25 protein-coding genes and 2 other annotated features are annotated in these 25,313 nt (G+C 38.4%); of the genes, 24 read left to right on the top strand and 1 reads right to left on the bottom strand.

All coding sequences use genetic code 11. The features are described 5' to 3' along the window. Window positions 1-24: 24 nt before the first annotated feature. From icd to IHV09_RS16565, 24 genes are all read left to right on the top strand, one after another. Window positions 25-1,293, top strand: coding sequence for an NADP-dependent isocitrate dehydrogenase (gene icd / locus IHV09_RS16680; RefSeq protein WP_197131549.1), 1,269 nt, complete (start codon window positions 25-27; stop codon window positions 1,291-1,293). 75 nt (window positions 1,294-1,368) lie between these two features. Further along, entirely contained in the window at window positions 1,369-2,307 is a 939-nt protein-coding gene (gene mdh, locus IHV09_RS16675) for a malate dehydrogenase (RefSeq protein ID WP_066396759.1), read from the top strand. Between the two features lie 81 nt (window positions 2,308-2,388). Continuing rightward, window positions 2,389-2,865 carry a MaoC family dehydratase gene (locus IHV09_RS16670; protein ID WP_197131547.1) on the top strand — a complete coding sequence of 159 codons (477 nt, stop codon included), beginning with the start codon at window positions 2,389-2,391 and terminating at the stop codon, window positions 2,863-2,865. Between the two features lie 367 nt (window positions 2,866-3,232). After that, the gene (locus tag IHV09_RS16665; RefSeq protein WP_197264990.1) at window positions 3,233-3,943 is read left to right on the top strand and encodes a response regulator transcription factor; all 711 of its coding nucleotides are present in this window, start codon (window positions 3,233-3,235) and stop codon (window positions 3,941-3,943) included. Further along, the gene (pnpS, locus tag IHV09_RS16660; protein ID WP_197264989.1) at window positions 3,943-5,673 is read left to right on the top strand and encodes a two-component system histidine kinase PnpS; all 1,731 of its coding nucleotides are present in this window, start codon (window positions 3,943-3,945) and stop codon (window positions 5,671-5,673) included. The genes IHV09_RS16665 and pnpS overlap by 1 nt, the downstream gene beginning before the upstream one ends. Before the next feature lie 210 nt (window positions 5,674-5,883). Further along, window positions 5,884-8,526: a DNA polymerase I gene (gene polA / locus IHV09_RS16655; protein WP_197264988.1), complete on the top strand. Its 2,643-nt coding sequence runs from the start codon at window positions 5,884-5,886 to the stop codon at window positions 8,524-8,526. 59 nt (window positions 8,527-8,585) lie between these two features. Beyond that, window positions 8,586-9,407, top strand: a complete 822-nt coding sequence (gene mutM / locus IHV09_RS16650; RefSeq protein WP_197189562.1) for a DNA-formamidopyrimidine glycosylase — start codon at window positions 8,586-8,588, stop codon at window positions 9,405-9,407. A gap of 61 nt (window positions 9,408-9,468) precedes the next feature. Continuing rightward, a complete protein-coding gene (gene ytaF, locus IHV09_RS16645; protein ID WP_197131520.1) occupies window positions 9,469-10,110 on the top strand; it encodes a sporulation membrane protein YtaF in 642 nt (213 codons plus the stop codon). Window positions 10,111-10,126: 16 nt separating this feature from the next. Further along, window positions 10,127-10,723 carry a dephospho-CoA kinase gene (gene coaE, locus IHV09_RS16640; RefSeq protein ID WP_197189561.1) on the top strand — a complete coding sequence of 199 codons (597 nt, stop codon included), beginning with the start codon at window positions 10,127-10,129 and terminating at the stop codon, window positions 10,721-10,723. Window positions 10,724-10,867: 144 nt separating this feature from the next. Further along, window positions 10,868-11,908 (top strand): glyceraldehyde-3-phosphate dehydrogenase, encoded by a 1,041-nt coding sequence (locus IHV09_RS16635; RefSeq protein WP_197131514.1) that lies wholly within the window; start codon window positions 10,868-10,870, stop codon window positions 11,906-11,908. 321 nt (window positions 11,909-12,229) lie between these two features. Continuing rightward, window positions 12,230-12,613 carry an adenosylmethionine decarboxylase gene (speD, locus tag IHV09_RS16630; RefSeq protein WP_066396744.1) on the top strand — a complete coding sequence of 128 codons (384 nt, stop codon included), beginning with the start codon at window positions 12,230-12,232 and terminating at the stop codon, window positions 12,611-12,613. A 105-nt stretch (window positions 12,614-12,718) separates the two neighbouring features. After that, window positions 12,719-13,114, top strand: coding sequence for a cytosolic protein (locus IHV09_RS16625; RefSeq protein ID WP_197189560.1), 396 nt, complete (start codon window positions 12,719-12,721; stop codon window positions 13,112-13,114). A gap of 72 nt (window positions 13,115-13,186) precedes the next feature. Beyond that, window positions 13,187-13,648 carry a transcriptional regulator NrdR gene (gene nrdR / locus IHV09_RS16620; RefSeq protein ID WP_066396742.1) on the top strand — a complete coding sequence of 154 codons (462 nt, stop codon included), beginning with the start codon at window positions 13,187-13,189 and terminating at the stop codon, window positions 13,646-13,648. A 155-nt stretch (window positions 13,649-13,803) separates the two neighbouring features. Beyond that, complete coding sequence (locus IHV09_RS16615) at window positions 13,804-15,192, top strand: replication initiation and membrane attachment family protein (RefSeq protein ID WP_197264987.1); 1,389 nt, start codon at window positions 13,804-13,806, stop codon at window positions 15,190-15,192. Between the two features lie 11 nt (window positions 15,193-15,203). Continuing rightward, window positions 15,204-16,148 carry a primosomal protein DnaI gene (gene dnaI, locus IHV09_RS16610; protein ID WP_197131508.1) on the top strand — a complete coding sequence of 315 codons (945 nt, stop codon included), beginning with the start codon at window positions 15,204-15,206 and terminating at the stop codon, window positions 16,146-16,148. 124 nt (window positions 16,149-16,272) lie between these two features. Continuing rightward, window positions 16,273-17,379, top strand: coding sequence for a cyclic dehypoxanthinyl futalosine synthase (gene mqnC, locus IHV09_RS16605; protein WP_197131506.1), 1,107 nt, complete (start codon window positions 16,273-16,275; stop codon window positions 17,377-17,379). A gap of 258 nt (window positions 17,380-17,637) precedes the next feature. Next, window positions 17,638-18,408, top strand: a complete 771-nt coding sequence (locus IHV09_RS16600; RefSeq protein ID WP_197190327.1) for a basic amino acid ABC transporter substrate-binding protein — start codon at window positions 17,638-17,640, stop codon at window positions 18,406-18,408. Between the two features lie 19 nt (window positions 18,409-18,427). Further along, on the top strand, window positions 18,428-19,084 hold the full coding sequence (locus tag IHV09_RS16595) for an amino acid ABC transporter permease (protein ID WP_197189558.1): 657 nt from the start codon (window positions 18,428-18,430) through the stop codon (window positions 19,082-19,084). A gap of 102 nt (window positions 19,085-19,186) precedes the next feature. Beyond that, window positions 19,187-20,056, top strand: coding sequence for a sporulation protein YtxC (gene ytxC / locus IHV09_RS16590; protein WP_197264986.1), 870 nt, complete (start codon window positions 19,187-19,189; stop codon window positions 20,054-20,056). A gap of 64 nt (window positions 20,057-20,120) precedes the next feature. Next, window positions 20,121-20,350: a binding site (T-box leader), on the top strand. 64 nt (window positions 20,351-20,414) lie between these two features. Beyond that, window positions 20,415-22,325 (top strand): threonine--tRNA ligase, encoded by a 1,911-nt coding sequence (gene thrS / locus IHV09_RS16585; RefSeq protein WP_197131501.1) that lies wholly within the window; start codon window positions 20,415-20,417, stop codon window positions 22,323-22,325. Between the two features lie 285 nt (window positions 22,326-22,610). Continuing rightward, window positions 22,611-22,755 (top strand) — a sequence feature (ribosomal protein L20 leader region). A gap of 72 nt (window positions 22,756-22,827) precedes the next feature. Further along, window positions 22,828-23,331, top strand: a complete 504-nt coding sequence (gene infC, locus IHV09_RS16580; protein WP_066396718.1) for a translation initiation factor IF-3 — start codon at window positions 22,828-22,830, stop codon at window positions 23,329-23,331. Window positions 23,332-23,355: 24 nt separating this feature from the next. Next, window positions 23,356-23,559, top strand: a complete 204-nt coding sequence (gene rpmI / locus IHV09_RS16575; RefSeq protein WP_066243622.1) for a 50S ribosomal protein L35 — start codon at window positions 23,356-23,358, stop codon at window positions 23,557-23,559. 38 nt (window positions 23,560-23,597) lie between these two features. After that, window positions 23,598-23,957: a 50S ribosomal protein L20 gene (rplT, locus tag IHV09_RS16570; RefSeq protein ID WP_066291543.1), complete on the top strand. Its 360-nt coding sequence runs from the start codon at window positions 23,598-23,600 to the stop codon at window positions 23,955-23,957. Between the two features lie 71 nt (window positions 23,958-24,028). Continuing rightward, window positions 24,029-24,280 carry a DUF1294 domain-containing protein gene (locus IHV09_RS16565; RefSeq protein WP_269148762.1) on the top strand — a complete coding sequence of 84 codons (252 nt, stop codon included), beginning with the start codon at window positions 24,029-24,031 and terminating at the stop codon, window positions 24,278-24,280. 3 nt (window positions 24,281-24,283) lie between these two features. On the opposite strand, the gene IHV09_RS16560 is transcribed toward IHV09_RS16565, so the two are convergent. After that, window positions 24,284-25,309, bottom strand: a complete 1,026-nt coding sequence (locus IHV09_RS16560; RefSeq protein ID WP_197131498.1) for a cytochrome d ubiquinol oxidase subunit II — start codon at window positions 25,307-25,309, stop codon at window positions 24,284-24,286. Between the last annotated feature and the right edge of the window lie 4 nt (window positions 25,310-25,313).

Raw genomic sequence — 25,313 nt, 5'->3', positions numbered from 1 at the left:
ACAAGAATTAGGAGGAATTTAGAAATGTCTAACGGAGAACGTATTACAGTCGACAATGGTGTATTAAACGTACCAAATCAACCGGTGATCCCTTTTATCGAAGGTGACGGAACGGGTCCTGATATTTGGGCTGCTGCTTCACGTGTATTAGAAGCTGCTGTTGAAAAAGCATATAACGGTGAGAAAAAGATCGTTTGGAAAGAAGTATTAGCAGGAGAAAAAGCGTTTAACCAAACAGGAGAATGGCTTCCTGCAGAAACGCTTGATGTGATTCGCGATTACATAATTGCGATTAAAGGACCATTAACAACGCCAGTAGGCGGAGGAATCCGTTCTTTAAACGTTGCACTTAGACAAGAGTTAGATCTATTTACTTGTCTTCGTCCAGTTCAATACTTCAAAGGTGTGCCTTCGCCAGTAAAACGCCCTGAAGATACAAACATGGTTATTTTCCGTGAGAATACAGAAGATATCTATGCTGGTATCGAGTATGCGAGTGGATCTGATGAAGTGAAAAAGTTGATTCAATTCCTACAAGATGAAATGGGTGCTAACAAAATCCGTTTCCCTGAAACTTCAGGTATCGGTATTAAACCGGTTTCTTCAGAAGGTACTCAACGTCTAGTTCGTGCAGCGATTCAATATGCGATCAACGAAGGACGTAAGAGTGTAACACTTGTTCATAAAGGAAACATCATGAAATATACAGAAGGTGCTTTCAAGAACTGGGGTTATGAGTTAGCTGAAGCTGAGTTTGGTGACAAAGTATTCACATGGGCTCAGTATGACCGCATTGTTGAAGAAAGCGGAAAAGATGCTGCGAACAAAGCACAAGCAGATGCAGAAGCTGCAGGTAAGATCATTGTTAAAGACTCTATCGCTGATATCTTCTTACAACAGATCTTAACTCGTCCAGCTGAGTTTGATGTAGTAGCTACAATGAACTTAAATGGAGATTACATCTCTGATGCTCTTGCTGCACAAGTTGGTGGTATCGGTATCGCACCAGGTGCAAACATCAACTACGAAACAGGACATGCAATCTTTGAAGCAACTCATGGTACTGCTCCAAAATATGCTGGTCTTGATAAAGTAAATCCATCATCTGTAATTCTTTCGGGTGTGTTGATGCTTGAACATCTAGGATGGGGAGAAGCTGCTAAATTAGTACTTTCTTCAATGGAAAACACAATCGAAAGTAAAGTTGTTACTTACGACTTTGCACGTTTGATGGACGGCGCTACAGAAGTTAAATGTTCTGAGTTTGCTGACGAACTAATCAAAAACATGTAATCTAACTGACCCCTTTTTATAAGGGGTCTTCTCAACATATTTTATGTTTTTTAAACTGTTCCTGGAGGGAAAGACATGGCTAACAAACGAAAAAAGATTTCGGTTATTGGTGGAGGATTTACAGGAGCAACAACGGCTTTTATCCTAGGACAAAAAGAAGTTGGGGATGTAGTATTAGTTGATATTCCTCAAATGGAAAACCCTACAAAAGGTAAAGCGCTAGACATGATGGAAGCAAGTCCTGTTCAAGGTTTTGATGCATCGATTACGGGTACGAGCGATTATGCAGATACAGCAGAATCTGATGTAGTTGTTATAACAGCAGGAATTGCTCGCAAGCCTGGTATGAGTCGTGATGATCTTGTAAACACAAACGCTGGAATCATGAAGAGCGTAACGAAGGAGATCGTTAAACATTCTCCGGATTGCACGATTATCGTCTTAACAAATCCAGTTGATGCCATGACTTACACAGTATTAAAAGAATCTGGTTTTCCTAAAAGCCGTGTAATCGGACAATCAGGAATACTAGATACAGCACGTTTCCGTACATTTGTTGCTATGGAACTTAACGTATCTGTAAAAGATGTTACTGGTTTTGTTCTTGGTGGTCATGGAGACGATATGGTGCCACTCGTACGCTACTCTTATGCAGGTGGAATCCCGTTAGAGAAATTAATCTCTAAAGAGCGTTTAGATGCTATTGTTGAGCGCACACGTAAAGGTGGAGGAGAAATCGTTAATCTCTTAGGTAACGGATCTGCCTATTATGCACCAGCTGCTTCATTAGTTGAGATGGTAGAAGCGATCGTTAAAGATCAACGCAGAGTGCTTCCTTCAATCGCCTTTTTAGAGGGTGAGTATGGTTATGATGGTATCTGTCTTGGCGTCCCAACGATCCTAGGCGGTGGCGGTCTAGAAGAAATCATTGAACTTGAGCTGACGGCAGAAGAGAAAGCAGCGCTTGATCAATCGGCAGAATCTGTTAAATCCGTTATGAAAGTATTAGCATAAGCGTGTGAGAGGTTCGGGCAGATCCCCGAATCTTTTCTCCAGATAATTATGAAAGCGTTATCATCTAGAGGGGGTCTTTAAATGCTGATCGGAAAAAAGCGAAAACTCGGAAGAAAAATAGACGAGATCCAAGCTGGGGAAAAATTAGAGATGCAAGAAACAATTGAAGATAAAGATCTTCTATTGTATTTAGGCTTAACAAACGATAACAACCCACTATTCATCCAACACGATTATGCAACATTGACACCTTATAAAAAGCCTGTCGTGCCACAAGTCATGCTGATGGGTATGGTCACTTCAGCAGTATCAAAATATTTACCGGGTCCTGGAAGTTCGATCGTTGAATCAAGTTTCACATTTATTAAACCCGTTTATCATTATTCCAAATTAACCTTTTTATTTGAAATTACAGAAGTAAATAGAGACAAGCATATTGTGCATATGAACGTTAGAGCAGAGAATGAGGAAGGAATCGAAGTGTTAAAGAGTCATTTACACGTTTGTCCTCCATATGCTCCAAAATCGATTACATCTAATACAATGGAAAATTTCTAAACCTTTCATATGAAAGGTTTATTTTTTTGCTCTTATAAAGGTGATAAATTTACTATGTCCTCTTTAAATATACAAATATGATGTAAAAGTACATAGGAGGCATACAAGGGGATTTTATACGAGGTAAACACCATTATATCCGTAGATAAGAACCATATATCCGTAAAACTACCGATTAATTACGGATATAAAATTTTTTATCCGATTTATCTGTCCCAATTTGAACAATAAATATAAAAAAAACTTATCAATGTAAAGGGAATGTTAAGGATATGTAAAGCCACTATGAAAATTTTGCGATTTTTGTACACACTATAAAAAAAATAGTATGATGAATCTGTACAAGTCGTAAAAAGGTGGGAATATGATGAGCCAAAAGTTACTCGTAGTAGAAGATGAAATTTCGATCTCAACATTGTTGCAATTTAACTTAGAACAAGCAGGATTTCAAGTAGTTACGGCAATGGATGGCAAGAGTGGATTAGAAAAAGCAGAAAGCGAAGAACCTAATCTAATCATATTAGACCTTATGCTGCCGGAAATGGATGGAATAGAAGTATGTAAAGAACTCCGTCTAAGAAAATTAAATATTCCTATTCTCATGTTAACGGCTAAGGATGATGAGTTTGATAAAGTGTTAGGACTTGAGTTAGGTGCAGATGATTATATGACGAAACCGTTCAGTCCACGTGAAGTGGTTGCAAGGGTGAAGGCAATCCTACGAAGATCATCATCAACGAATACGGACTCAGAAAAGAAAAAAGAAGAAGTAGAACATCTTAAAATTGGAGAAGTTGATATTTACCCAGAAAACTATGAAGCGTATTTTAAGGAAAAAGCACTAGAACTTACACCAAAAGAATTCGAACTGCTCGTTTATCTTGCTAGACATAAGAGCCGAGTTCTTTCGAGGGAACAGCTGCTTTCTGCAGTATGGAACTATGATTTTGTAGGTGACACACGAATTGTTGATGTTCATATCAGTCATTTAAGGGAGAAGATCGAGAATAATACTCGTAAGCCAATTTATATTAAAACCATAAGGGGATTAGGTTATAAGCTAGAGGAGCCTCAATAATGCATGATTTTAAGAACCGAGTACTTACCTTTTTCCTGCTCGGTATTTTATTGGTTTTTATTCTATTAGCTCTCATTATGGGGAACATCGTTCATCATAGTGTGAAAGATAAGCGTATGGAATTTTATAAAGGTGAATTAAGTCTAATTGAACAAGTTATTAAGACTGAAAAATCAAAATCAATCATAACGAACTTATTAAGAACGGCCGCTGAAGATCTTAAGGGTGAGATTTATATACTTGATTCAGATTGGAATGTAAAATACACATCTGACGGAGACAGTCCAAGAAACATGTCTTCGTATTACCCAAAAGATAAAAAAATGAATGATCAAAATCTTTTGCTAAAGAATGACAACGGTAAATTATTTTATACGTTAAAAAAGAAAGATGAAACAGGATATATACAGTTTGCAATTCCTGAAGGTGCTGCGGAATCTGAAGAGAGATCGATTTGGATCATGATGTCGATCGGTTTCCTTATCTGCTTTATCATCATTCTGTACGTATCTCTCAAAGTGATTCATAAGATTGTTAGACCTGTAGAAGAGGCTACTCAGACTGCGAAAGAGCTTGCCAAAGGTAATTTCAAAGCAAGAACGTATGAGTATTTTGGGGAAGATATTGGTGAGTTAAACTACTCATTAAATGTATTAGCCCGTAACCTAGAGAAGATGACAAAATCCCAAGAATCACAGCACGATCGCTTGATAACATTGATCGAAAACATGGGAAGCGGACTTATTCTTATTGATAAAAATGGATATATCAACTTAGTAAACAAAACGTTCAAAGAACTGTTTAAAGAGCATACGGATTATTGGACGGGTCATCTCTTCTATGAAGTGTTTCCTTACACATCTATTAAGGATATTGTAAAAGAAACGTATTTAACTGAAAAAAAAGTTAGAAGAAACACAGTTATTCCAATTCACATCGATACGAAACATTTCGATGTCTATAGTGCACCTGTCCTGAACGCAAGAGGTAAGCTAAAAGGGATCGTGCTTGTATTTCACGATATAACAGAGCTTAAGAAACTTGAGCAAGTAAGAAAAGATTTTGTGGCTAATGTTTCACATGAACTCAAAACGCCGATCACTTCTTTAAAAGGGTTTGCTGAGACTTTATTAGATGGTGCAGGTGAAAATGAAGAGTTTAGAAATAAATTTTTAACGATCATGTTAAATGAAAGTGATAGGCTTCAGGCGCTTATCCAAGACTTGTTAGACCTTTCTAAAAGTGAGCAAGGTTTTCACCTAGAAACTCAATCTATTGATCTTGGTGCTTTAGTAAACGATACCTTTGAGATTCTTCAGCCTAAAGCTGAAAAGAAAGGCATTATTCTATCCGTTGATGTTACTGGCCAAACCATTATGGACGGAGATTCACCTCGATTGAAGCAGATCATCATTAACCTTGTTTCAAACAGCTTAACGTACACGCCTGTTGGTGGCCGTGTAAACGTAGTGGTGGAAGAACTACAAGATCATGTGAGGTTGCTGATTAAAGATACTGGAATTGGCATCAAGGAAAGTGAGATCCCTCGAATATTCGAACGTTTTTACCGTGTGGATAAAGCAAGAAGCAGGAATTCGGGAGGCACTGGATTAGGGCTTGCGATCGTTAAACACCTTGTAGAAGCTCATCACGGAACCATTGAAGTTCAAAGTAAGCCAGGTGAAGGTTCTCAGTTTACAATTCTATTTCCAAAAAAGTTCGAGTTATAAGATTTACAATTCCTTAACACGCTTGTTTTCTTTAATTAACAGTTACATCTTATGATTAAGTTATCCTTTTTCAGTACCCCCTTAGCGAGAGTCCTTCATGGATTCTCGCCTTTTTTATGGCCAAGAACTCTTCTATTCCTACTTTTTTGTTTCTGGTTGTCATCGTGATACAATAGATGATAGAAGAAATGTCCTCAGGAGGTAACGGACTTGGCAAAAACAAACAAATTAGTACTTATTGATGGAAATAGTATTGCATATAGAGCTTTTTTTGCTCTACCACTTTTAAACAACGATAAAGGTATTTATACAAACGCAGTATACGGGTTTACTCAGATGCTTCTGAAAATTTTAGAAGATGAAAAGCCTACTCATATCCTCGTCGCTTTTGATGCAGGGAAAACGACATTCCGACATAAGACATTTGGTGAATATAAAGGCGGTCGTCAGAAAACGCCACCCGAATTGTCAGAGCAGTTTCCTTTTATCAGACAGTTGTTAGATGCATTTAAAATCAAACGGTATGAGCTTGAAAATTATGAAGCAGATGACATTATTGGAACACTTGCTTCTTATGCTGCCGATGGGAACTGGGATGTAAAAGTGTTCACCGGTGATAAAGACTTACTTCAACTTGTTACTCCTGATGTTGAAGTGGTGTTGACAAGAAAAGGAATCACTGAGGTTGAGGCATATACCGTTGAACAAGTGAATGAGCGGTACGGAATTACGCCGCACCAAATCATTGATATGAAGGGGCTCATGGGAGACCCTTCTGACAATATTCCAGGAGTACCTGGGGTCGGAGAAAAGACTGCGATCAAATTGATCAAACAATATGGAACGATCGAAAAAGTTCTAGATTCAATTGATGAAATCTCAGGTGCTAAGCTTAAAGAGAGATTAACAGAGAACAAAGAACAAGCCATTATTAGTAAAGAGCTTGCTACGATAACGAAGGAAGCTCCTATTAAAATCGGTCTAGATGAGACGGATTACGAGGGTTATGAAACGTCTTCTGTTTTTCCTCTTTTCAAAGAATTAGGATTTAATTCATTGCTCGAACGATTGGGTGGCGATGAAGAAATTCTTCAGGATGAAGAAAAAGAAGAGCTTAACTTTAAAACGGTAACCAAAATCGAGGCTGATATGCTAAAAAGCCCTTCATCCCTTATTGTAGAAACGCTTACTGAAGATTATCATAAAGCTAAAATTCATGGTTTCGCTGTAAGTAATGATGCTGGAACATATTATATTCCTTCAAGTCTTGCAGATCAATCAGAAGAATTTCAGGAATGGCTGCAAGACGACAATCAAAAGAAGAGAATGTTTGATGCCAAGAGAGCTCATGTTGCCTTACATGGGCAAGGAATCGTGTTGAACGGAATCGATTTTGATATTCAACTCGCTTCATATCTGCTAAATCCTTCTGAATCGTTAGATGAAGTAGCAGATGTTGCGAAGCAGTATGGCAAGTCTAATGTAGACGTAAACGAAGCTGTATACGGTAAAGGTGCTAAGAAGAAACTGCCAGAAGATGAAGCTGTCCTCGCTGAGCACCTCTGTAGAAAAGCTCATACTGTCTTTCAATTGAGCGACCTTTTGGATGAGAAGTTAAAAGAAAATGAACAGAGTGATCTGTTCTATCAGTTAGAGATGCCATTAGCTCTCGTTTTAGCTAAGATGGAAGAGTTCGGCGTTAAAGTAAAATCAGACACACTTCAAAAAATGGGTGCTGACTTAGATATACAGTTAACAACACTTGAAAAAGACATTCACGAACTAGCTGGAGTATCCTTCAATATTAACTCGCCTAAACAACTAGGAGAAATATTATTTGAGAAGTTGAACCTGCCGCCTGTTAAGAAAACTAAGACAGGTTACTCGACTTCTGTTGATGTATTAGAGAAATTAGAAGGCAAGCATGAGATCATTAACAAGATTCTTATCTATCGTCAACTTGGTAAGTTAAGGTCTACTTATATTGAAGGTCTGTTAAAAGTAGTTAAAGAAGATACGGGTAAGATTCATACACGCTTCAATCAGGTACTTGCTCAAACAGGAAGACTGAGTTCTATCGATCCTAATCTTCAAAACATCCCTATTCGTTTAGAAGCAGGAAGAAAAATCAGACATGCCTTCGTTGCATCACAGCCTGGCTGGAAGATTCTTGCCGCTGATTATTCACAGATCGAACTGCGCGTATTGGCTCATATCTCTCAGGATGAAAACTTGATGGAAGCTTTTAAGTTGGAGATGGATGTTCACACGAAAACGGCCATGGATGTTTTTCATGTGGAAGAGAGTGAAGTTACATCTGAAATGAGAAGACACGCTAAAGCCGTTAACTTTGGTATTGTATACGGAATTAGTGATTATGGCCTATCACAAAGCCTAGGTATCACGAGGAAAGAAGCTGGAGAATTTATAGCGTCCTATTTAGATAGTTTTCCTGGTGTCCAGCAGTACATGAAGGACAGCGTTTCTGAGGCAAAACATAATGGTTTTGTTTCAACTCTGCTTCATAGACGACGTTATCTGCCCGAAATTAATAGCAGAAACTTTAACCTGCGTAGTTTCGCGGAGAGAACAGCTATGAATACGCCGATTCAAGGAACTGCTGCAGATATCATTAAAAAAGCGATGGTTGATATGGATCAGCGGTTAACTGACGAGAAACTTGAAGCTAAAATGCTGCTCACTGTACATGATGAACTTATTTTTGAAGTACCAGAAAATGAGCTGCAAAAACTTGAAGAAATCGTTTGTGAAGTAATGGAATCAGCAGTAGAACTTGATGTACCTTTAAAAGTAGATGTGAACTGGGGAGATTCCTGGTTCGAAGCAAAATAATAAAGAAACAGCATCCTATAGATCCAGGGTGCTGTTTTTCTAATAAGGTTGGTGAAAGGATGCCTGAGTTACCAGAAGTCGAAAATGTTAAAAACACACTGAATCAATTCCTACCAGGAAAAATGATTACAGATGTAAAAATATACTGGGAAAATATTATTAAACATCCAGGTACTGAAGAATTCATCTTGAAGTTGAAAGGTCAAACCTTTCAAAATGCGTATCGAAGAGGGAAATTTATAATATTTCATCTTGATGAAGATGTATTGGTGTCTCACCTTAGGATGGAAGGGAAATATGGCTTGAATCAAAGCGATGAGCCAGCTGATAAGCATACTCACGTTATTTTTCAGTTTTCTGATGGAACTGAACTAAGATATCGAGATGTGAGAAAATTTGGGACGATGCATCTGTATCCAAAAGGAACAGAGGAAAGTCATGCTCCGTTAAAAACTTTAGGTGTAGAACCACTTTCGGATTCCTTAACAGCCGCTCTACTAAAAAAGCTGTTTGCTAATCGGAAACGTAACATAAAATCGGTATTGCTTGATCAGACTCTTCTGGCTGGTTTAGGCAACATTTATGTAGATGAAGTACTGTTTCAGGCAGGAATCCATCCAGAGACACCAGCTAATTCTCTAACTCTACCTCGGTTAAAGAAGTTGAAAACAGCGATTACTGAAATCCTTTCTGAGTCTGTGAAGCACGGAGGAAGCTCAATCCGTTCCTATACGAACGCAGTGGGTGAGACAGGCGGTTTTCAGCTGAAATTATTTGTTTATGGCAGAAAAAATGAAGCATGCCGTGTGTGTGGTACTGAGATCGAACGATTAGTTGTAGCGGGTAGAGGAACTCACATCTGTAAGACTTGTCAAAAATAAACCATTTCTGTACTCCTTTCATATACTACGTTTACCGTTAACTGAAAGGAGTACAGGAACAATGGTGGCTTACTCATTTGTATTACTGGCACTAGCCGTCAGCCTGGACAGTTTTGGAGCCGGATTAACGTATGGAATGAAATCCATTAAAATTCCTTTTCGCTCCATTATGATCATCGCAATTTGTTCAGCTGTTACCTTTTTACTTTCGATGTTGCTTGGATTTACGTTAGAACAATTTATTTCACCTAAAACAGGTGAGATATTGGGAGGCGTGATTCTTCTCGGAATCGGAATCTACTCTCTATGGCAGGTTTTCTTACCAGAGAAAGAAAACGTTGAGTGCATGGAAAAAGAACCTAAGAACATTGTGCTTTTTGAAATTAAGTCGTTGGGAATCGTCATACACATACTTAAAAAACCAGTTATGGCAGATATCGATAAGTCTGGTTCAATTACGGGCTTAGAAGCTGTACTGCTTGGAATAGCATTATCGCTTGATGCCTTTGGAGCGGGAATAGGTGCAGCACTCATCGACTTGTCTCCTTCATTAACAACCATTACAATTGCGGTGATGAGCGCTTTATTCTTATGGGGTGGTATGGTTTTAGGATTATATCTTTTTAACAAAACAAACTGGATGAAGGGATTATCCATTCTGCCAGGCGTTTTGTTGATTGTAATGGGATTATTAAAAATGTAACACTGGAGGATAACTTGTGATTATTGGATTAACTGGAGGCATTGCAACGGGAAAATCAACAGTCAGTAACATCATCAGAGGTCAAGGAATTCCTGTAGTCGATGCTGATATCATTTCTAGAGAAGTTGTTATGCCAGAGAAAGAAGCGTATGAGAAGATCGTTGCCTGCTTTGGTGAACAGATACTAAATGATGACAAGACAATAAACAGAGCAGGATTAGGAGAGATTATTTTTAACGATACTGAAAAGAGGACGATGCTGAACGAGATTGTTCATCCTGCTGTTAGAAAGGAAATGAGACAGCAAGCAGATGATTATCTACGTTCAGGAGAGTCTATAGTGGTTATGGATATACCACTTTTATTTGAGAGTAAGCTTACACATATGGTAGATCAAACGTGGTTAGTATATGCAACGCCCGAAATACAACTTCAAAGATTGATAAATCGTGATCATTTTTCTGAGAAGCAAGCGAAGTCTAGAATCCATTCCCAGATGCCGATCACAGCAAAAAAGGAATTAGCAGATGTAGTAATCAACAATAATGGATCTCTTTCTGCATTAGAAAATGATGTTCTTTCCTTGCTAAAACAAACAAAAAAACAGACCTGATAACCATTTCAGGTCTGTTTTTATCTATATAAGCCCTTTTTCAGCCTAAATTAAATAAAAGTATGTTCTTTTCAAGCGTTAATATGATATACTAATTACAGATAGATACAAGAAAGAGTATAACACATTGGAAGGAGCAGCTTCATGAAAGCAAAAATTGCAATTAATGGCTTGGGGAGAATCGGAAGAATGGTCTTCCGCAAAATGATGGAGAACGATGAATTTGAGGTTGTAGCTGTTAATGCCAGCTATCCTGCAGAGACTCTTGCTCATATGGTTAAGTACGATTCTATACATGGGACGTACCCGGGAGAAGTTGTTGCTGGAGAAGATGCCCTTTTTGTTGATGGAAAAAAAGTTCAATTAGTTAACTCTCGCGATCCTCGTGAACTTCCTTGGGGAACGTTAGGTGTTGATATTGTTATAGAAGCAACTGGGAAATTTGTTTCACAAGAATCTGCTGGTCTTCATATTGAAGCAGGTGCAAAGAAAGTAATTATCACTGCTCCAGGGAAAGATGAAGACATTACAATTGTTATGGGAGTAAATGATAGCGATTACATTTCTTCGAAACACCATATTATATCTAATGCATCGTGCACGACGAACTGTTTAGCCCCTGTGATTAAAGTGCTTGATGATCAGTTCGGGGTACAGTCCGGAATGATGACGACTGTACATGCATATACGAATGACCAGAAAAATATTGATAACCCACATAAAGACTTAAGACGTGCACGTGCATGTGGCACTTCTATTATTCCAACTTCTACAGGTGCTGCAAAAGCTATTGCAAAAGTCTTGCCTCACTTAGAAGGCAAACTGAATGGTATGGCACTACGCGTTCCAACACCTAACGTTTCATTGGTTGACGTTGTTGTGGAGTTAAAGACTCCTGTATCTAAAGACCAAGTCAATCATGCTCTACAATCGGCATCTGAAGGATCAATGCGTGGAATCTTAGGGTACAGCGATCTGCCGCTAGTATCGATTGATTATAATGGAAATGAAAACTCTTCAATCATTGACGGCTTATCAACTATGGTGATGGACGGTAATAAAGTAAAGGTCCTTGCTTGGTATGACAATGAATGGGGTTATTCATGCCGAGTAGTAGATCTTGCGAAACATGTAAGTGTTGCTTTGAATATGCCGGTACAAGAAAAAAATGTGTCAGTATCATAAAAACAGTCAGTTAAAATAAATAAATGAGTGAGAGCTGGATATCACACCAGCTCTTTTCTACGTTTAAACGAACTAGTATGTTTCAATTGATCCTTATCCTTAAAAAACAATATAAAATTGACGCAAAAAAATTTGCCCATAGTTATTGCAAATAAATTTTAAAAGAAGTATACTATGATTCGTGAACTTCAAATAAAGCAAACAAAGGCATTGAATGCTACTTAAAGGGTTAGGACCTCTTTGGACTAACTTGCCCCCGTGGTAGATGTTCGATACCGCATGCTTGAAGGCATGATTATTTTTAAAAGGGGGACTATGCTAATGGATACAATGGGAAGACACGTAATTGCTGAGTTATGGGGTTGTGATTCTGAAAAACTAAATGACATGAAATTTATTGAAGAGACATTCGTTGACGCTGCATTGAAAGCAGGTGCAGAAATTCGTGAGGTTGCTTTTCATAAATTTGCTCCACATGGTGTAAGTGGAGTTGTTATTATTTCTGAATCTCATCTAACTATTCACAGTTTTCCTGAGCATGGTTATGCAAGTATTGATGTATATACGTGTGGAGATCGAATCGATCCTAACGTAGCTGCTGATTACATTTCGGAGGCACTTGGCGCTAAAAAGCGCGAAAACTTGGAAGTTCCTCGTGGAATGGGTCCAATTTCTGTTGCCAAATCAAAAGTTACTGCTCAATAATTTAAAAACAGAATGTACGTGAGGTGTGAGAAATCACACCTCTTTTTTATTTCACTCATTATAGGGAATAATAGGATACAAATTATATTGCTTTGGAGGACTACTATGTTTAGAAAACTTCAAAATCTAATGGAAAATCATGCAGAAACGAGTGAACAGCATGTGGACGAAAGACTTAGAACCCATTATTTTAAAGCTAATAAACCTGAAGTAATGAAAGTGATCAAACAGATTTTAGATGAAGACATGAATTTCCATGAGCTAGGTTTTTCAGAAGAAAGGGGAGAGATAACGTTTGAAGTTAGACAGCCTAAGAGTGCGTTTGTCGTTATTAGTGTAGTAACAGTTAAAGCGAATCGAACTGCTGTAGATTTAAACGTATCAACAGAATCTGCTCTTCCTTTCAATTTTGGCAACAATCAAAGACTTATTGTAAATATTTATGAAATCTTAAAAGAAAAACTAACGTTTGTTGGGACGTCAATGGCTGAAAAATTGTAGGAATAGCTTGTCACATTCCTCCCTTTTCTTTAAGATAGATAGAGAACAGAAAATTTTTTGGGGATGATTACAATGAGGTGTCCTACTTGCCAGCACAACGGAACAAAAGTGCTTGATTCAAGACCTGTACATAGCGGAAGATCCATTCGCCGCAGAAGGGAATGTGAATCTTGCAGCTATAGATTTACTACATTTGAAACGGTAGAACAAACACCGCTTATCATTGTTAAAAAAGGCGGGGAACGAGAAGAGTTCAGCCGTGAAAAGATCCTTAGAGGGCTTATTAAAGCTTGCGAAAAAAGGCCAGTCCCCTTGGAAACACTTGAAAATATAGTAGATAGTATCGAAAAAGAATTGCGGAACTCAGGTGCATCTGAAGTTTCGAGTACAGCTGTTGGTGAACAGGTGATGGAGCATCTGTCTAAAACAGATGAGGTTGCATATGTAAGATTTGCCTCTGTATACCGTCAATTTAAAGATATTAATGTTTTTATACAGGAATTGAAAGAACTAATTAACAAGGAGGAGCGTTAAAGCGTATCTTAGACTGCTGTAACGCTCTTTTTATTCCAATCTAACTCCGTATTCTGCTTTTCAGAATAAATTATATGAACAAAGTACTCTGGCTGACGATACTAAAATCCGTCGGCCACATTACTTTTAAGACTTTTTAACAAAGGGTGAAAACGATGACGGTACATTTTCAAGAAGTTGTGCCCGTTGATACGTATTCCGTCCAGTGCAAGGGTATGTTGCATGAAATAGATCATAAAGTTCTTACCATGCTATATCAGCCGTTGGTTGGCGCATTTGCACATAGTTTATACATGACATTGTGGTGCGAAGTAAATATGGATCGGCAGACACAAAAACATCAGCACCTCATGAACGTGACTCAGTTCTCGTTAAAAGATATTTTATCGGGAAGAAAGAAGCTAGAAGCGATCGGTCTTTTGAAGACGTTCAAAAAAGACGGTGATAGCTCCAGGGAGTACATTTATGAGCTTCAACTCCCGCTTTCGCCGAATGCTTTTTTTACAGATGGCTTTTTAAGTATATATCTCTTTAATCGATTGGGAAAAGCGAAGTTTAATGAAGTTAGAGAATCTTTTTATATCTCTCAAACGGATGTGTCAGATTATAGAGATGTGACCGCTTCTTTCAGTGATGTGTTTACTTCTTTGCATCCATCTGAAATGTCATCAAAGAGTTATGCTGAGATTAACGAAAATGTTCTTCCAAAAGATGTCTCTTTACAGGAAAAAGACATTCATGGGAAAGTTGTACTAAGTGAATCTACCTTTGATTTTGAAGCGATGGTGAATCAGATCTCATCATTTATCGTACCTAAAGAGGTGCTCACTCCAAAACTAAAGGAAGCCATCTATAAGCTGGCATACATCTATCAGTTACAGCCGATGGATATGAGTAAGCAGATTCAAAACGTATATTATTCCACAGGAGAAATTTCTGCAGAGAGCTTAAGGAAAGAAATTCAAAAATGGTATCGATTTGAACATGAAGAAGGTCTACCAGTTCTAGCATTAAAAACGCAGCCGGTTCCATTAAAGGCACTTCATGGCATGCAACCTCAAACAAAAGAAGAAGAACTTATCAAATACTTTGAAGAAGTGTCACCTTATCGTTTGTTAGAAGATTATTCAGGTACAACTCCTTCAGAAGTAGATTTGAAGCTTGTTGCTTACTGTATGATCGATCAGAATTTAACACCAGGGGTTACGAATGTTCTTTTAGATTATGTCTTATCTGAGAATGATATGAAGCTTGCAAAAGGGTTGATCGAACGGATCGCTTCACATTGGGCTCGAAAAAAAGCACAAACGGTAACAGAAGCAATGGCGTTGGCACGCGATGAAAAACGAAAATATAAAGAATGGCAAGAAAAGAAAGTAAATTCAGGTTCTTACAATAAGGGTAATAAAAAGAGTAACGTAACTGTTCCTGACTGGCTTAAACAGGATAAAGTGGCCACTAGTCAAACCGATCATTCAAACACTGATGCTACAGAGGACGAGAATCGTAAGTGGCTTGAAAGCTTGTTAAATAGTTCGAAATAAGGGGGGATAATATGGAATCTATTAAGGAATCTGTTAAGAATATGCCGGGTTTTGATAAGTTTCAAGAAAGATTTGAGCGAATGAAACAAGAAGTGCTTACAGACCCAGGAGTCATGCGTTTTCTAAGAGAGAATCCTGACATATCAGATGTCCATGCGGAAAAATTATTGTCCAGTTTTTACACCTTTAAGAACGAACAGAATGCTTGCCGCAATTGTCCAGGTTTAGATAACTGTCCGAATCTCATGCAAGGGTATCGTTCTGAACTAACAAAAGTTAGACATACTGTAGAACTTAGATACAAACCTTGTGAATTAAAGATTATTGATGAGCAAAAGAAATCTATGACTTCATTGATAAAGAGTTACTTTATACCGAAAGAGATACTAGAAGCGAGATTTGATCGTTTGTACAAACATAGTATTGATGATACAAGACGTAATGCGATCTCGAAGGCTTATGAATTTGTCCAGATGGCAGGCTCGGGTCAGCAAGCAAAAGGGATCTACTTTTATGGGAAGTTTGGCGTTGGTAAAACGTATCTTCTCGGTGCCATCGCGAATGGTTTAGCAGAAAAAGGCGTTCACTCTTTGATCATTCATACACCAGAATTTCTTCGTGAAATGAAATCTTCACTCTCTGACGGAACATTTGACTCTAAGATGGAACTCTTAAAGACCGTTCCAGTACTTATGCTTGATGATCTTGGAGCTGAAAATATGACGAATTGGGTCAGGGATGAGATTATTGGGGTTATCCTTCAATATCGAATGATGGAAAAACTACCTACTCTCTATACGTCTAACTGTGATTATGATATGTTGCAGCAGCACTTATCGTATTCCCAAAAAGGCGGACTCGATGAACTGAAGGCTCTCAGGATCATGGAGCGTATCAAACACTTAAGTACTCCGATTTTTATGGGCGGAAATAAAAATTTCAGAGAAGATTATTAATATAGTTTCTGCTCTTTTAAAGGGCAGAAGCTTTTTTCTTGAAAACCCAAAGCTGTCTCTTATACTAAAATATGATAGGATAAGAACAGACAAGATCTTAAGACATTGTATTCGGAGGTTACCGATGAGTATAGAATCTATTTTACAAAAAGCTTTAGATGGCGAACGTTTATCGGTAGAAGATGCCGTTAAACTTTATGAAAGTGATGAAGTAGAACGCATGGGAGAAGTTGCGGATATTATTATGAAAAGGTGGCATCCTGAACCGATCACCTCATTCGTAATTGGCCGTAACGTAAACTATACAAATTTTTGTGATACATATTGCAGATTCTGCGCGTTCTATAGAGCGCCAGGAAGCAGTGAAGGTTATGTGTTGGATGATGATGTGATCTTCCAAAAGATTCAAGAGACAGTTGATGTAGGCGGTACAGAAATTCTAATGCAAGGTGGAACAAATCCTAACTTGCCATTCAGTTACTATACGGACTTATTAAGAGAGATCAAAAAGCGCTTTGATATCACGATGCATTCATTTTCTCCAGCAGAAGTATGGAAGATGGTTGAAGTATCTGGTCTGTCTCTAGAGGAAGTGCTCAGAGAACTGAAAGAAGCTGGACTTGATTCTCTTCCAGGTGGGGGAGCAGAAATTTTAGATGACCGCACTCGTAAGAAGATTAGCAAACTTAAAGGCTCGTGGACAGAGTGGATTGACTGTATGAAAACAGCTAAAAAAGTTGGATTGCATTCTACTGCTACGATGGTCATTGGATTTGGAGAAACATTCGAAGAACGTGCCCTTCATTTACAGCGTGTTCGTGATGCACAAGACGAGACGGATTGTTTCTTGGCTTTCATCTCTTGGACATTCCAGCCAGATAACACGAATATGAAGGCTGAAAAGACAACGCCGAGAGAATATCTCAAAAATGTTGCGATCTCTCGAATCTTCCTAGATAACATTCCTAACTTCCAATCTTCATGGGTTACGATGGGGCCAGAAGTTGGTAAAAAATCTCTCCACTATGGCTGCAATGACTTTGGCAGCACGATGATGGAAGAGAACGTTGTTTCAGCAGCTGGAACGACTCACAAGGTAAACACGAATTTAACACTTCGATTGATTCGTGAAGCAGGTAAGATTCCTGCTCAACGAAATACAAAATATGAAACACTTCGTGTGTTTGAAGATGAAGAAAAAGCTGAAAAAGATTTTGTTATGCAAAATTAACAGTGAAGCACTTGGCATATTTATGTCGAGTGCTTTTTTCGTTCGTTTGGATGGATGATTTAGCTTTTATGATTGTCATAAGAGGCACAAGCCGAATTTAGATGACACAAATGACTACAAGACTGGGCTTTTGTTTTATATCCCAATGGTAATGAGTGACTTTCGTATTAAAAATAATTATCTTAATTTTCCTTATATTTAAAATTTTGTGTATAATATAAGAATATTTAGAACAAAGGGGGAAATAAAAGAATGGAAATGAAACGAAAATTTAAAATGGGACTAATAGGTTTATCTGCTGCGTTTCTTGTAGCTTGCTCGTCTGGTTCCGGAGATAAGTTAACGGTTGGAACAGATGCGGCCTACGCCCCTTTTGAATCCTTGGATGGGGAAAAGATTGTTGGATTTGATGTAGATTTGCTTGATGCTGTTATGAAAGAAGCGGGATTAGAATATGAAATCAAGAACACAGGATGGGAGCCTCTGTTTATTGCTTTAAAAAACAAAGAAGTAGCTGCAGGTATTTCTGCCATCACGATTAATGATAAAAGAAAAAAGACGTATGATTTTTCTTCACCGTACTTCGAATCAGTAAATATGATTCTAGCAAAAGAAGGAACATCTATTAAGAGTGCAAAAGACCTCGAAGGAAAGAAAGTGAGTGTTCAAAATGGGACAACTGGTCAAGAAGCTTTAGAAAAAATGTTCGGAAAAAATGAGAACATCAAAAAGTTTGATAACAATACGCTGGCAATCCAAGCATTATTGAACGGGGAAGTAGAAGCGGTTGTAGCAGATAATGCAGTTGTTCAGGAGTATGAAAAGAATAATCCTGATAAAAAACTAGTGACGATTAGTGATAAAGATAGTTTTGAAAGCGAATTTTACGGAATCATCTTCCCTAAAGACGGTGAACATCAAGATGAGGTCAACAAAGCTTTGAAAAAGGTGATTGATGATGGCGAATACGCTGAGATCTATAAAAAATGGTTTGGTGAAGAGCCGAATGTAGATGTACTTAAACAATAAACTAACCTAGGAGGTCTACATGCAATTCTCTTTACAGATTATTGGGGAGTATATGCCATTGTTCTTAAAAGGGACATGGATTACAATCCAGCTTTCATTGTTAGCCATACTTTTTGGCACCATTCTAGGATTATTTATTGGACTCGGAAAGATGATGAAACAGTCTTACATAAGTCTTCCTTGCGTTTGGTATATTAGTTTTTTTAGAGGAACTCCATTATTAGTTCAGATTCTTTTGATTCATTCAGCACTAATGCCGATTTTTATGAAGCCGCCTAATGTGTTTGTATCGAGTGTTCTCGCTCTGTCCCTGAATGCTGCAGCATATATTGCAGAAATCTTCAGAGCAGGTATTCAATCGATTGATAAAGGACAGATGGAAGCTGCACGTTCTTTAGGGATGAATCATGTGCAAGCGATGAAACATGTTATACTGCCGCAAGCATCAAGAAGGATGATTCCTCCGCTTGGTAATGAATTTATTGTACTGATTAAAGATTCATCTCTTGTTTCCATTATTGCAACCCCTGAATTGATGTATTACGCCAGGGCTATGATGGGCGAATACTACCGGCCATGGGAACCCTATATGACAGCAGCATTGATGTATCTGATCTTGACACTTGGAATGGCATTCGTCCTGTCCAAGATCGAACGGAAATTTGTTTACGATTAAACAACCCTACCCAAAGGGTTGTTTTTTCTTTTGTAAGTAACATGTTTTAGGACCTCGTCCCATATAGTGTATTATTGAGGATTTTATATGGGGGGGACTTATTTGGTCGCGATTGCTTTTTCACACCCATCAGATGGTATAGCTGTTTTGAAGAAAATGATCAGAATGGCAGCTGAGCATAGAATAAACCCTTCCTTTGCCAAATTATCTGAAGCTTCTTCAAAAATTCTTGAACTGCACATACATCAGAGGAAAACGTTCATATTGGATGTGTTAACGGAATTTACTCGAAATAAAGTAGAGGATATTTGTTTGAAGGAAATGATCGAACAAGCATTTTGTTACACCGATTCAGCAGAACAAAAAGAGATCTTATCTATCACAAAAAGCATCATACTCGGAGAGATTGAAGGTATACCTGATGTCAAACATCTGCCAGACTTAAATGAACTGATCCGAAGTCAATGGAAATCGATTCTCGAGGCAAAGACAGATTTTTTAGAGTTTGAATCATTTATTAAATTCAGGCTGAAAGAGTATTTAGCAACTTTGTTGAAGATTGTTGAATGTGCTATCGATGAGTACAAGCTAGAACTAGAGTACCAAATGTTCGTAGAGCAATTAAGAACGTGCTTAACGAAACAAAGAACATTTACTTCAGCAGACATCGTAATTATTTTTGAACAAGAGCAGATTCTTCTTTTTGATGAACATCAAAACCAATTAACTCATACTGAATTGATGATGTTCCATGAAAAGGCACTACGGCTAACAAATGTAACGAATCTAGATGAAAGACTTTTAGGTCCGTTAGTTGGAATCTCTCCAAATTCCGCTAGGATTTATGCTTATGATATCGATCATCCATTGCTTCATACTGTGAAGAACATCTTTCAGGAAAAGGTTACGATTACACCAATTGAGAGGATGTCCTACAGAGAACATCGGTCTTATCGTAAAAAAAAGTCATAAACTTACAGAGTCCTCTTGCTTTTTGAAAAACGACTGCATATAATAGGTGTATAATTTTATCATTCAATCTGTATTGATAAGGACACGAAGCATATTTTTACGGTTCATAGAGAGGGAAGTCTAGGCTGAAAGCTTCCTAACACGGAAAAGTGCTTTACCACCTTGGAACTTCAGCGGTGAAAATTTATAGTAATCGCTGACGGCCGCAGTCCGTTATACTGTCCGAGTGCCGATTGGCTTGTTAAAAGTTGTCGGAACAAGGGTGGAACCACGAGATAATCACTCGTCCCTTCTATAGGGACGGGTGTTTTTTGTTTTCAATCAGAGAAGAACCCAAACTAAAAAGGAGATGTTTTACATGTCGTCAATTTCAATTAAGTTCCCTGACGGATCAGTCAAGGAATTTCCTAAAGGCGTTACTTCTGAACAAGTAGCAGAGAGTATCAGCCCTAGTTTGAAGAAAAAAGCAGTTGCAGGGAAAGTAAACGGACAATTATTTGATTTTTCACGTCCTATCGAAGAAGATGCATCGATCGAGATCGTAATGCAGGATTCTAAAGAAGGTCTTGAAATGACAAGACACTCGAATGCCCATCTACTAGCTCAAGCACTTAAGCGTCTTTACCCAGACGTGAAATTAGGGATTGGACCAGTTATCGATAACGGCTTCTACTATGATGTAGATATGTCTCATAACTTAACACCAGAAGATCTGCCTGCGATCGAAAAAGAAATGAAGAAGATCGTAAATGAAAACCTTCCGATCGTACGTAAAGAAGTTAGTCGTGAAGAAGCTCTCGAGATTTACGAAAAATTGAATGATCACTTAAAGCTGGAGCTGATTCGTGACCTTCCAGAGGGTGAAAAGATTACGATTTATGAGCAAGGTGAATTCTTTGACCTTTGCCGAGGGCCGCACGTTCCTTCAACAGGAAAAATCAAAGCTTATAAATTAATGAGCATTTCTGGTGCATACTGGCGTGGAGACAGCGATAACCAAATGCTTCAACGTATTTATGGTTCAGCGTTCTTAAGCCAAAAAGATCTTGATGAGTATCTTCACTTTATTGAGGAAGCTCAAAAACGTGATCACCGTAAACTAGGAAAAGAACTAGAGTTATTCATGTTCTCAGAAGAAGCACCGGGAATGCCGTTCTATCTTCCTAACGGTCAAACAATTCGTACTGAGCTTGAGAATTTCTCTCGCGAACTTCAACGCCAAGTGGATTACGATGAAGTGCGTACTCCATTTATGATGAATCAGCGTCTATGGGAACAATCGGGCCACTGGGATCATTATCATGAAAACATGTACTTCTCTGAAGTGGACGATACAAAGTTTGCGATGAAACCGATGAACTGTCCAGGTCACATGCTGATCTTTAAGAACAAACTACATTCATACAGAGATCTTCCAGTACGTATGGCTGAGTTCGGTCAAGTACACCGTCACGAATATAGTGGTGCACTAAACGGTATGATCCGTGTTCGTACGTTCTGCCAAGATGATGCGCATATCTTTGTAACACCACAGCAGATCGAAAGTGAGATCAAGAACGTATTTAAGTTAGTTGATAAAATCTACAGCACGTTTGGATTTGAATATTCCGTAGAACTTTCAACTCGTCCAGAGGATTCTATGGGTGATGACCGTTTATGGGAACAAGCTGAAGGCGCATTGAAAAACGTTCTAGAAGATCTTGGAATGAACTATCACCTGAACGAGGGAGATGGAGCGTTCTACGGTCCTAAAATTGACTTCCATATTAAAGATGCTCTGAAGAGAAGTCATCAGTGTGCAACAATTCAGTTAGACTTCCAAATGCCAGAAAAGTTCGATCTAACGTATGTAGATGAAAACAATCAAAAGGTTCGTCCGGTCGTTATCCACCGTGCGATCTATGGTTCGATCGATCGTTTCCTAGGGATCTTGGTTGAGCACTTTGCCGGAGCGTTCCCAACTTGGTTAGCACCTGTTCAAGTGAAACTAATTCCTGTATCTGATGTTCATAATGAGTATGCGTATAAGCTACAAGAAGATCTGAAGAAACATGCTGTTCGTGTTGAAATCGATACTAGAAATGAAAAGATGGGCTATAAGATCCGTGAAGCTCAGATGAAAAAGATCCCTTACATGCTAGTTCTAGGTGATAAAGAGATCGAAGACAATGCAGTTAACGTTCGTAAATATGGTGAGCAAAAGTCAGAGACAGTTTCTTATGAAGATTTCCGAGATAAGATTTTAGCTCAAATTAACGAAAAGAGATAAGGTTATAAAGAGAGCGGCCAATGTTGAATTGGCCGTCTTTTTTTATAGGGAAATGAAAAGTGGACAGTAAAATGCTCAATGTGGACAGTATATTACTGAAAGTGGACAGTAATTATTCAAGAGTGGACAGTAAAACAACAAAACATAAAAGGCGAATAAAAAAACTCTTGCATTCCTTTCGTAAACGAAGTAAAATTAATTTCGTTGCTGTTATTACATTCGTTGTTTGACACGCATATCTCCAATGTGTTATAGTATGTAAGGTTAATAAAATAAGCAAAAGCATCAAACAAGCAGAAGCACCCGCTTCTCACCTGACTCGACGCTAATAAAGGCTGTTGATGGGTAGATGGATATTCAGGCATGTCAAAGTGTACATAGCCGGTTTACTATGTGTGGGTGATCGTTGCGCCGACGCTTTTTTTATTTGCAGAAATAACAAGTCGAGTGTTTTAAAACACTCACTGAAAAAATTTGGAGGTGACTTACTATTAGTAAGGACATGTCTGTCAATGAAGGTATTCGTGCTCGTGAGGTTCGCTTAATCGGTCCTGATGGAAGCCAGCTTGGCATTAAATCTAGACAAGAAGCTTTGGATCTTGCTACAAACGCAAATCTTGACCTTGTACTCGTTGCTGCAACTGCTAAACCGCCAGTATGTCGTATCATGGACTACGGTAAGTTTAAATACGAGCAACAACGTAAAGATCGTGAAGCACGAAAAAATCAAAAGGTCATTACGACTAAAGAGATTCGTCTAAGTCCAACGATTGAGGAAAACGACTTTAATACAAAGCTTAGAAATGCACGTAAGTTCCTTGAAAAAGGTGACAAAGTAAAAGCAAGTATTCGTTTCCGTGGACGTGCAATCACTCATTCTCAAATCGGAAAAACGGTATTGGAAAAGTTAGCGAAAGAATGTGAAGATCTTTCTACGGTTGAAACGAAACCGAAGATGGAAGGTCGTAGCATGTTCCTTATCCTTGCGCCTAAAGCCGAAAAATAATTTTTACCAGGGAGGATAACCATTATGCCTAAAATGAAAACTCATAAAGGTGCTGCGAAGCGCTTTAGAAAAACTGGATCAGGTAAATTAAAGCGTGCTCGCGCTTATACTAGTCACTTGTTTGCTAACAAGTCAACTAAAGCTAAGCGTAAGCTTCGTAAAGCGAAACTTGTTCACAGCGGTGACTACAAGCGTATCCGCACATTGTTAACTTACAAAAAACGTTAATCGTTCATCAATCGATTTAAAAATAGGAGGTTTTTAATATGCCAAGAGTAAAAGGTGGCTATGTAACACGTCGTCGTCGTAAGAAAGTTCTTAAACTAGCTAAAGGCTATTTCGGTTCCAAACATAAATTATTTAAAGTAGCACAACAACAAGTATTCAAATCACTTATGTACGCTTACCGTGACCGTCGTCAAAAGAAGCGTGATTTCCGTAAACTTTGGATCACTCGTATCAATGCTGCTGCTCGTACAAACGGTCTTTCTTACAGCCGTTTAATGCACGGTCTTAAACTTGCGGGTATCGACATCAACCGTAAGATGCTTTCTGAAATTGCTATCACAGACGAAAAAGCTTTCGCTGAATTAGCTTCAAAAGCAAAAGACAGCCTAAAAGCTTAAGTAAAAAAAGAAAAGATCATTTCCTCATTTGATGGAGATGATCTTTTTTCATTCTGAAGGGAAACAACAAGGTGTTAATCATATATTTAATCATTTTAAACGTAGCCGCCTATTATGTTATGAAAAGAGACAAATTATCTGCCAAAAAAGGCGAATGGCGCACCCCTGAAGCGAGACTTTGGCTAATTGCTATTATTGGTGGAGCACCCGGTATGTGGCTTGCTATGAAGAAGTTGCGTCATAAGACTAAACATCCTTCATTTCGTTACGGGCTGCCTCTTTTAAGTATGTTTATAACGGTTTTAGCAGGCTGGTTCATATAGAAACTATTCCTGTTGCAGGTATCGTTTGTCTTTTAAGAACAATCTCCAGAAAATATAGAAACCTGGTGCTAAGATGGCAAGACCAACGATATACATAATCATTAAGGAATAAAACGTTTCTGGTGCGGTAAATGCCTCATAGATGGTTAAATCAGGATATACGATATAAGGCAGATGAGCTAATCCATAACCCACACTTGCAAGACCGTATTGTAAAACAGTTGCTAATAGTGTAAGACGCGGCCGTCCAATTCCTGGGCGGTTTTGTTTTGGCCACCAAAGAGAAGCGTATGCAATAAGAAAGGCGATCAAAGAAAGAATAAACCAGATCTTGTGATCCATTAAATTATCGATGAGCCATCGAGATTCTGGTGTTATAAATAACAAAGTGAACAGAGCGGCGAGTAGCGTAAGTGGTCCTAACAGAATCGCATTGCTCCGATATAACCTATAGGCATCTTCTTTTTTCGAGACTCTTGCGTAATCTGCTAAAAACAACGAAGAAAGATACAACTCAGATGTAAGCCCGAAAAGCACATACAAATAGAGGGTTGGACTTGTGAGAAGTTTTGATAGAAGTAGGCTCTGAGTATCACCATCAACAGCGATGAATCCCCCTTGTGAAATAGGAAGAACGGCTATTAGCAAGGATGGAATAAGCAGGCCAGAGATACCCGAGATGATAAACATCGTTCTGCGATATCCTTGAACGGAATACGAGAACACCATAAATGCACTTCGGATAGCGAGTAAAAAGAGAATCAAAGAAACTGGAACGAGCATGACCGTTCCGAGAGTGTACGCGCCCTTTGGAAAGAAACCAACGAACGCAACCACTAAAAGAACTAAGAACGTGTTTGTGATTTCCCAAGTGGGAGACAAGAAACGATTCGCTATTCTTCCAGCCATCGTCTTATGATTGTTATAAATCATCGCCCAGAATCCAGCACCAAAATCGATTGAACCGAAAATGCTATAGATAAAGATAAAGGTCCACATCATCAGAATCGCTAAAACTTCTTCGCTCATCCTT

Source organism: Fictibacillus sp. 23RED33 (genome assembly GCF_015903925.1).
Lineage (GTDB): Bacteria > Bacillota > Bacilli > Bacillales > Fictibacillaceae > Fictibacillus > Fictibacillus phosphorivorans.
This window is presented reverse-complemented; position numbering and strand designations above follow the sequence as displayed.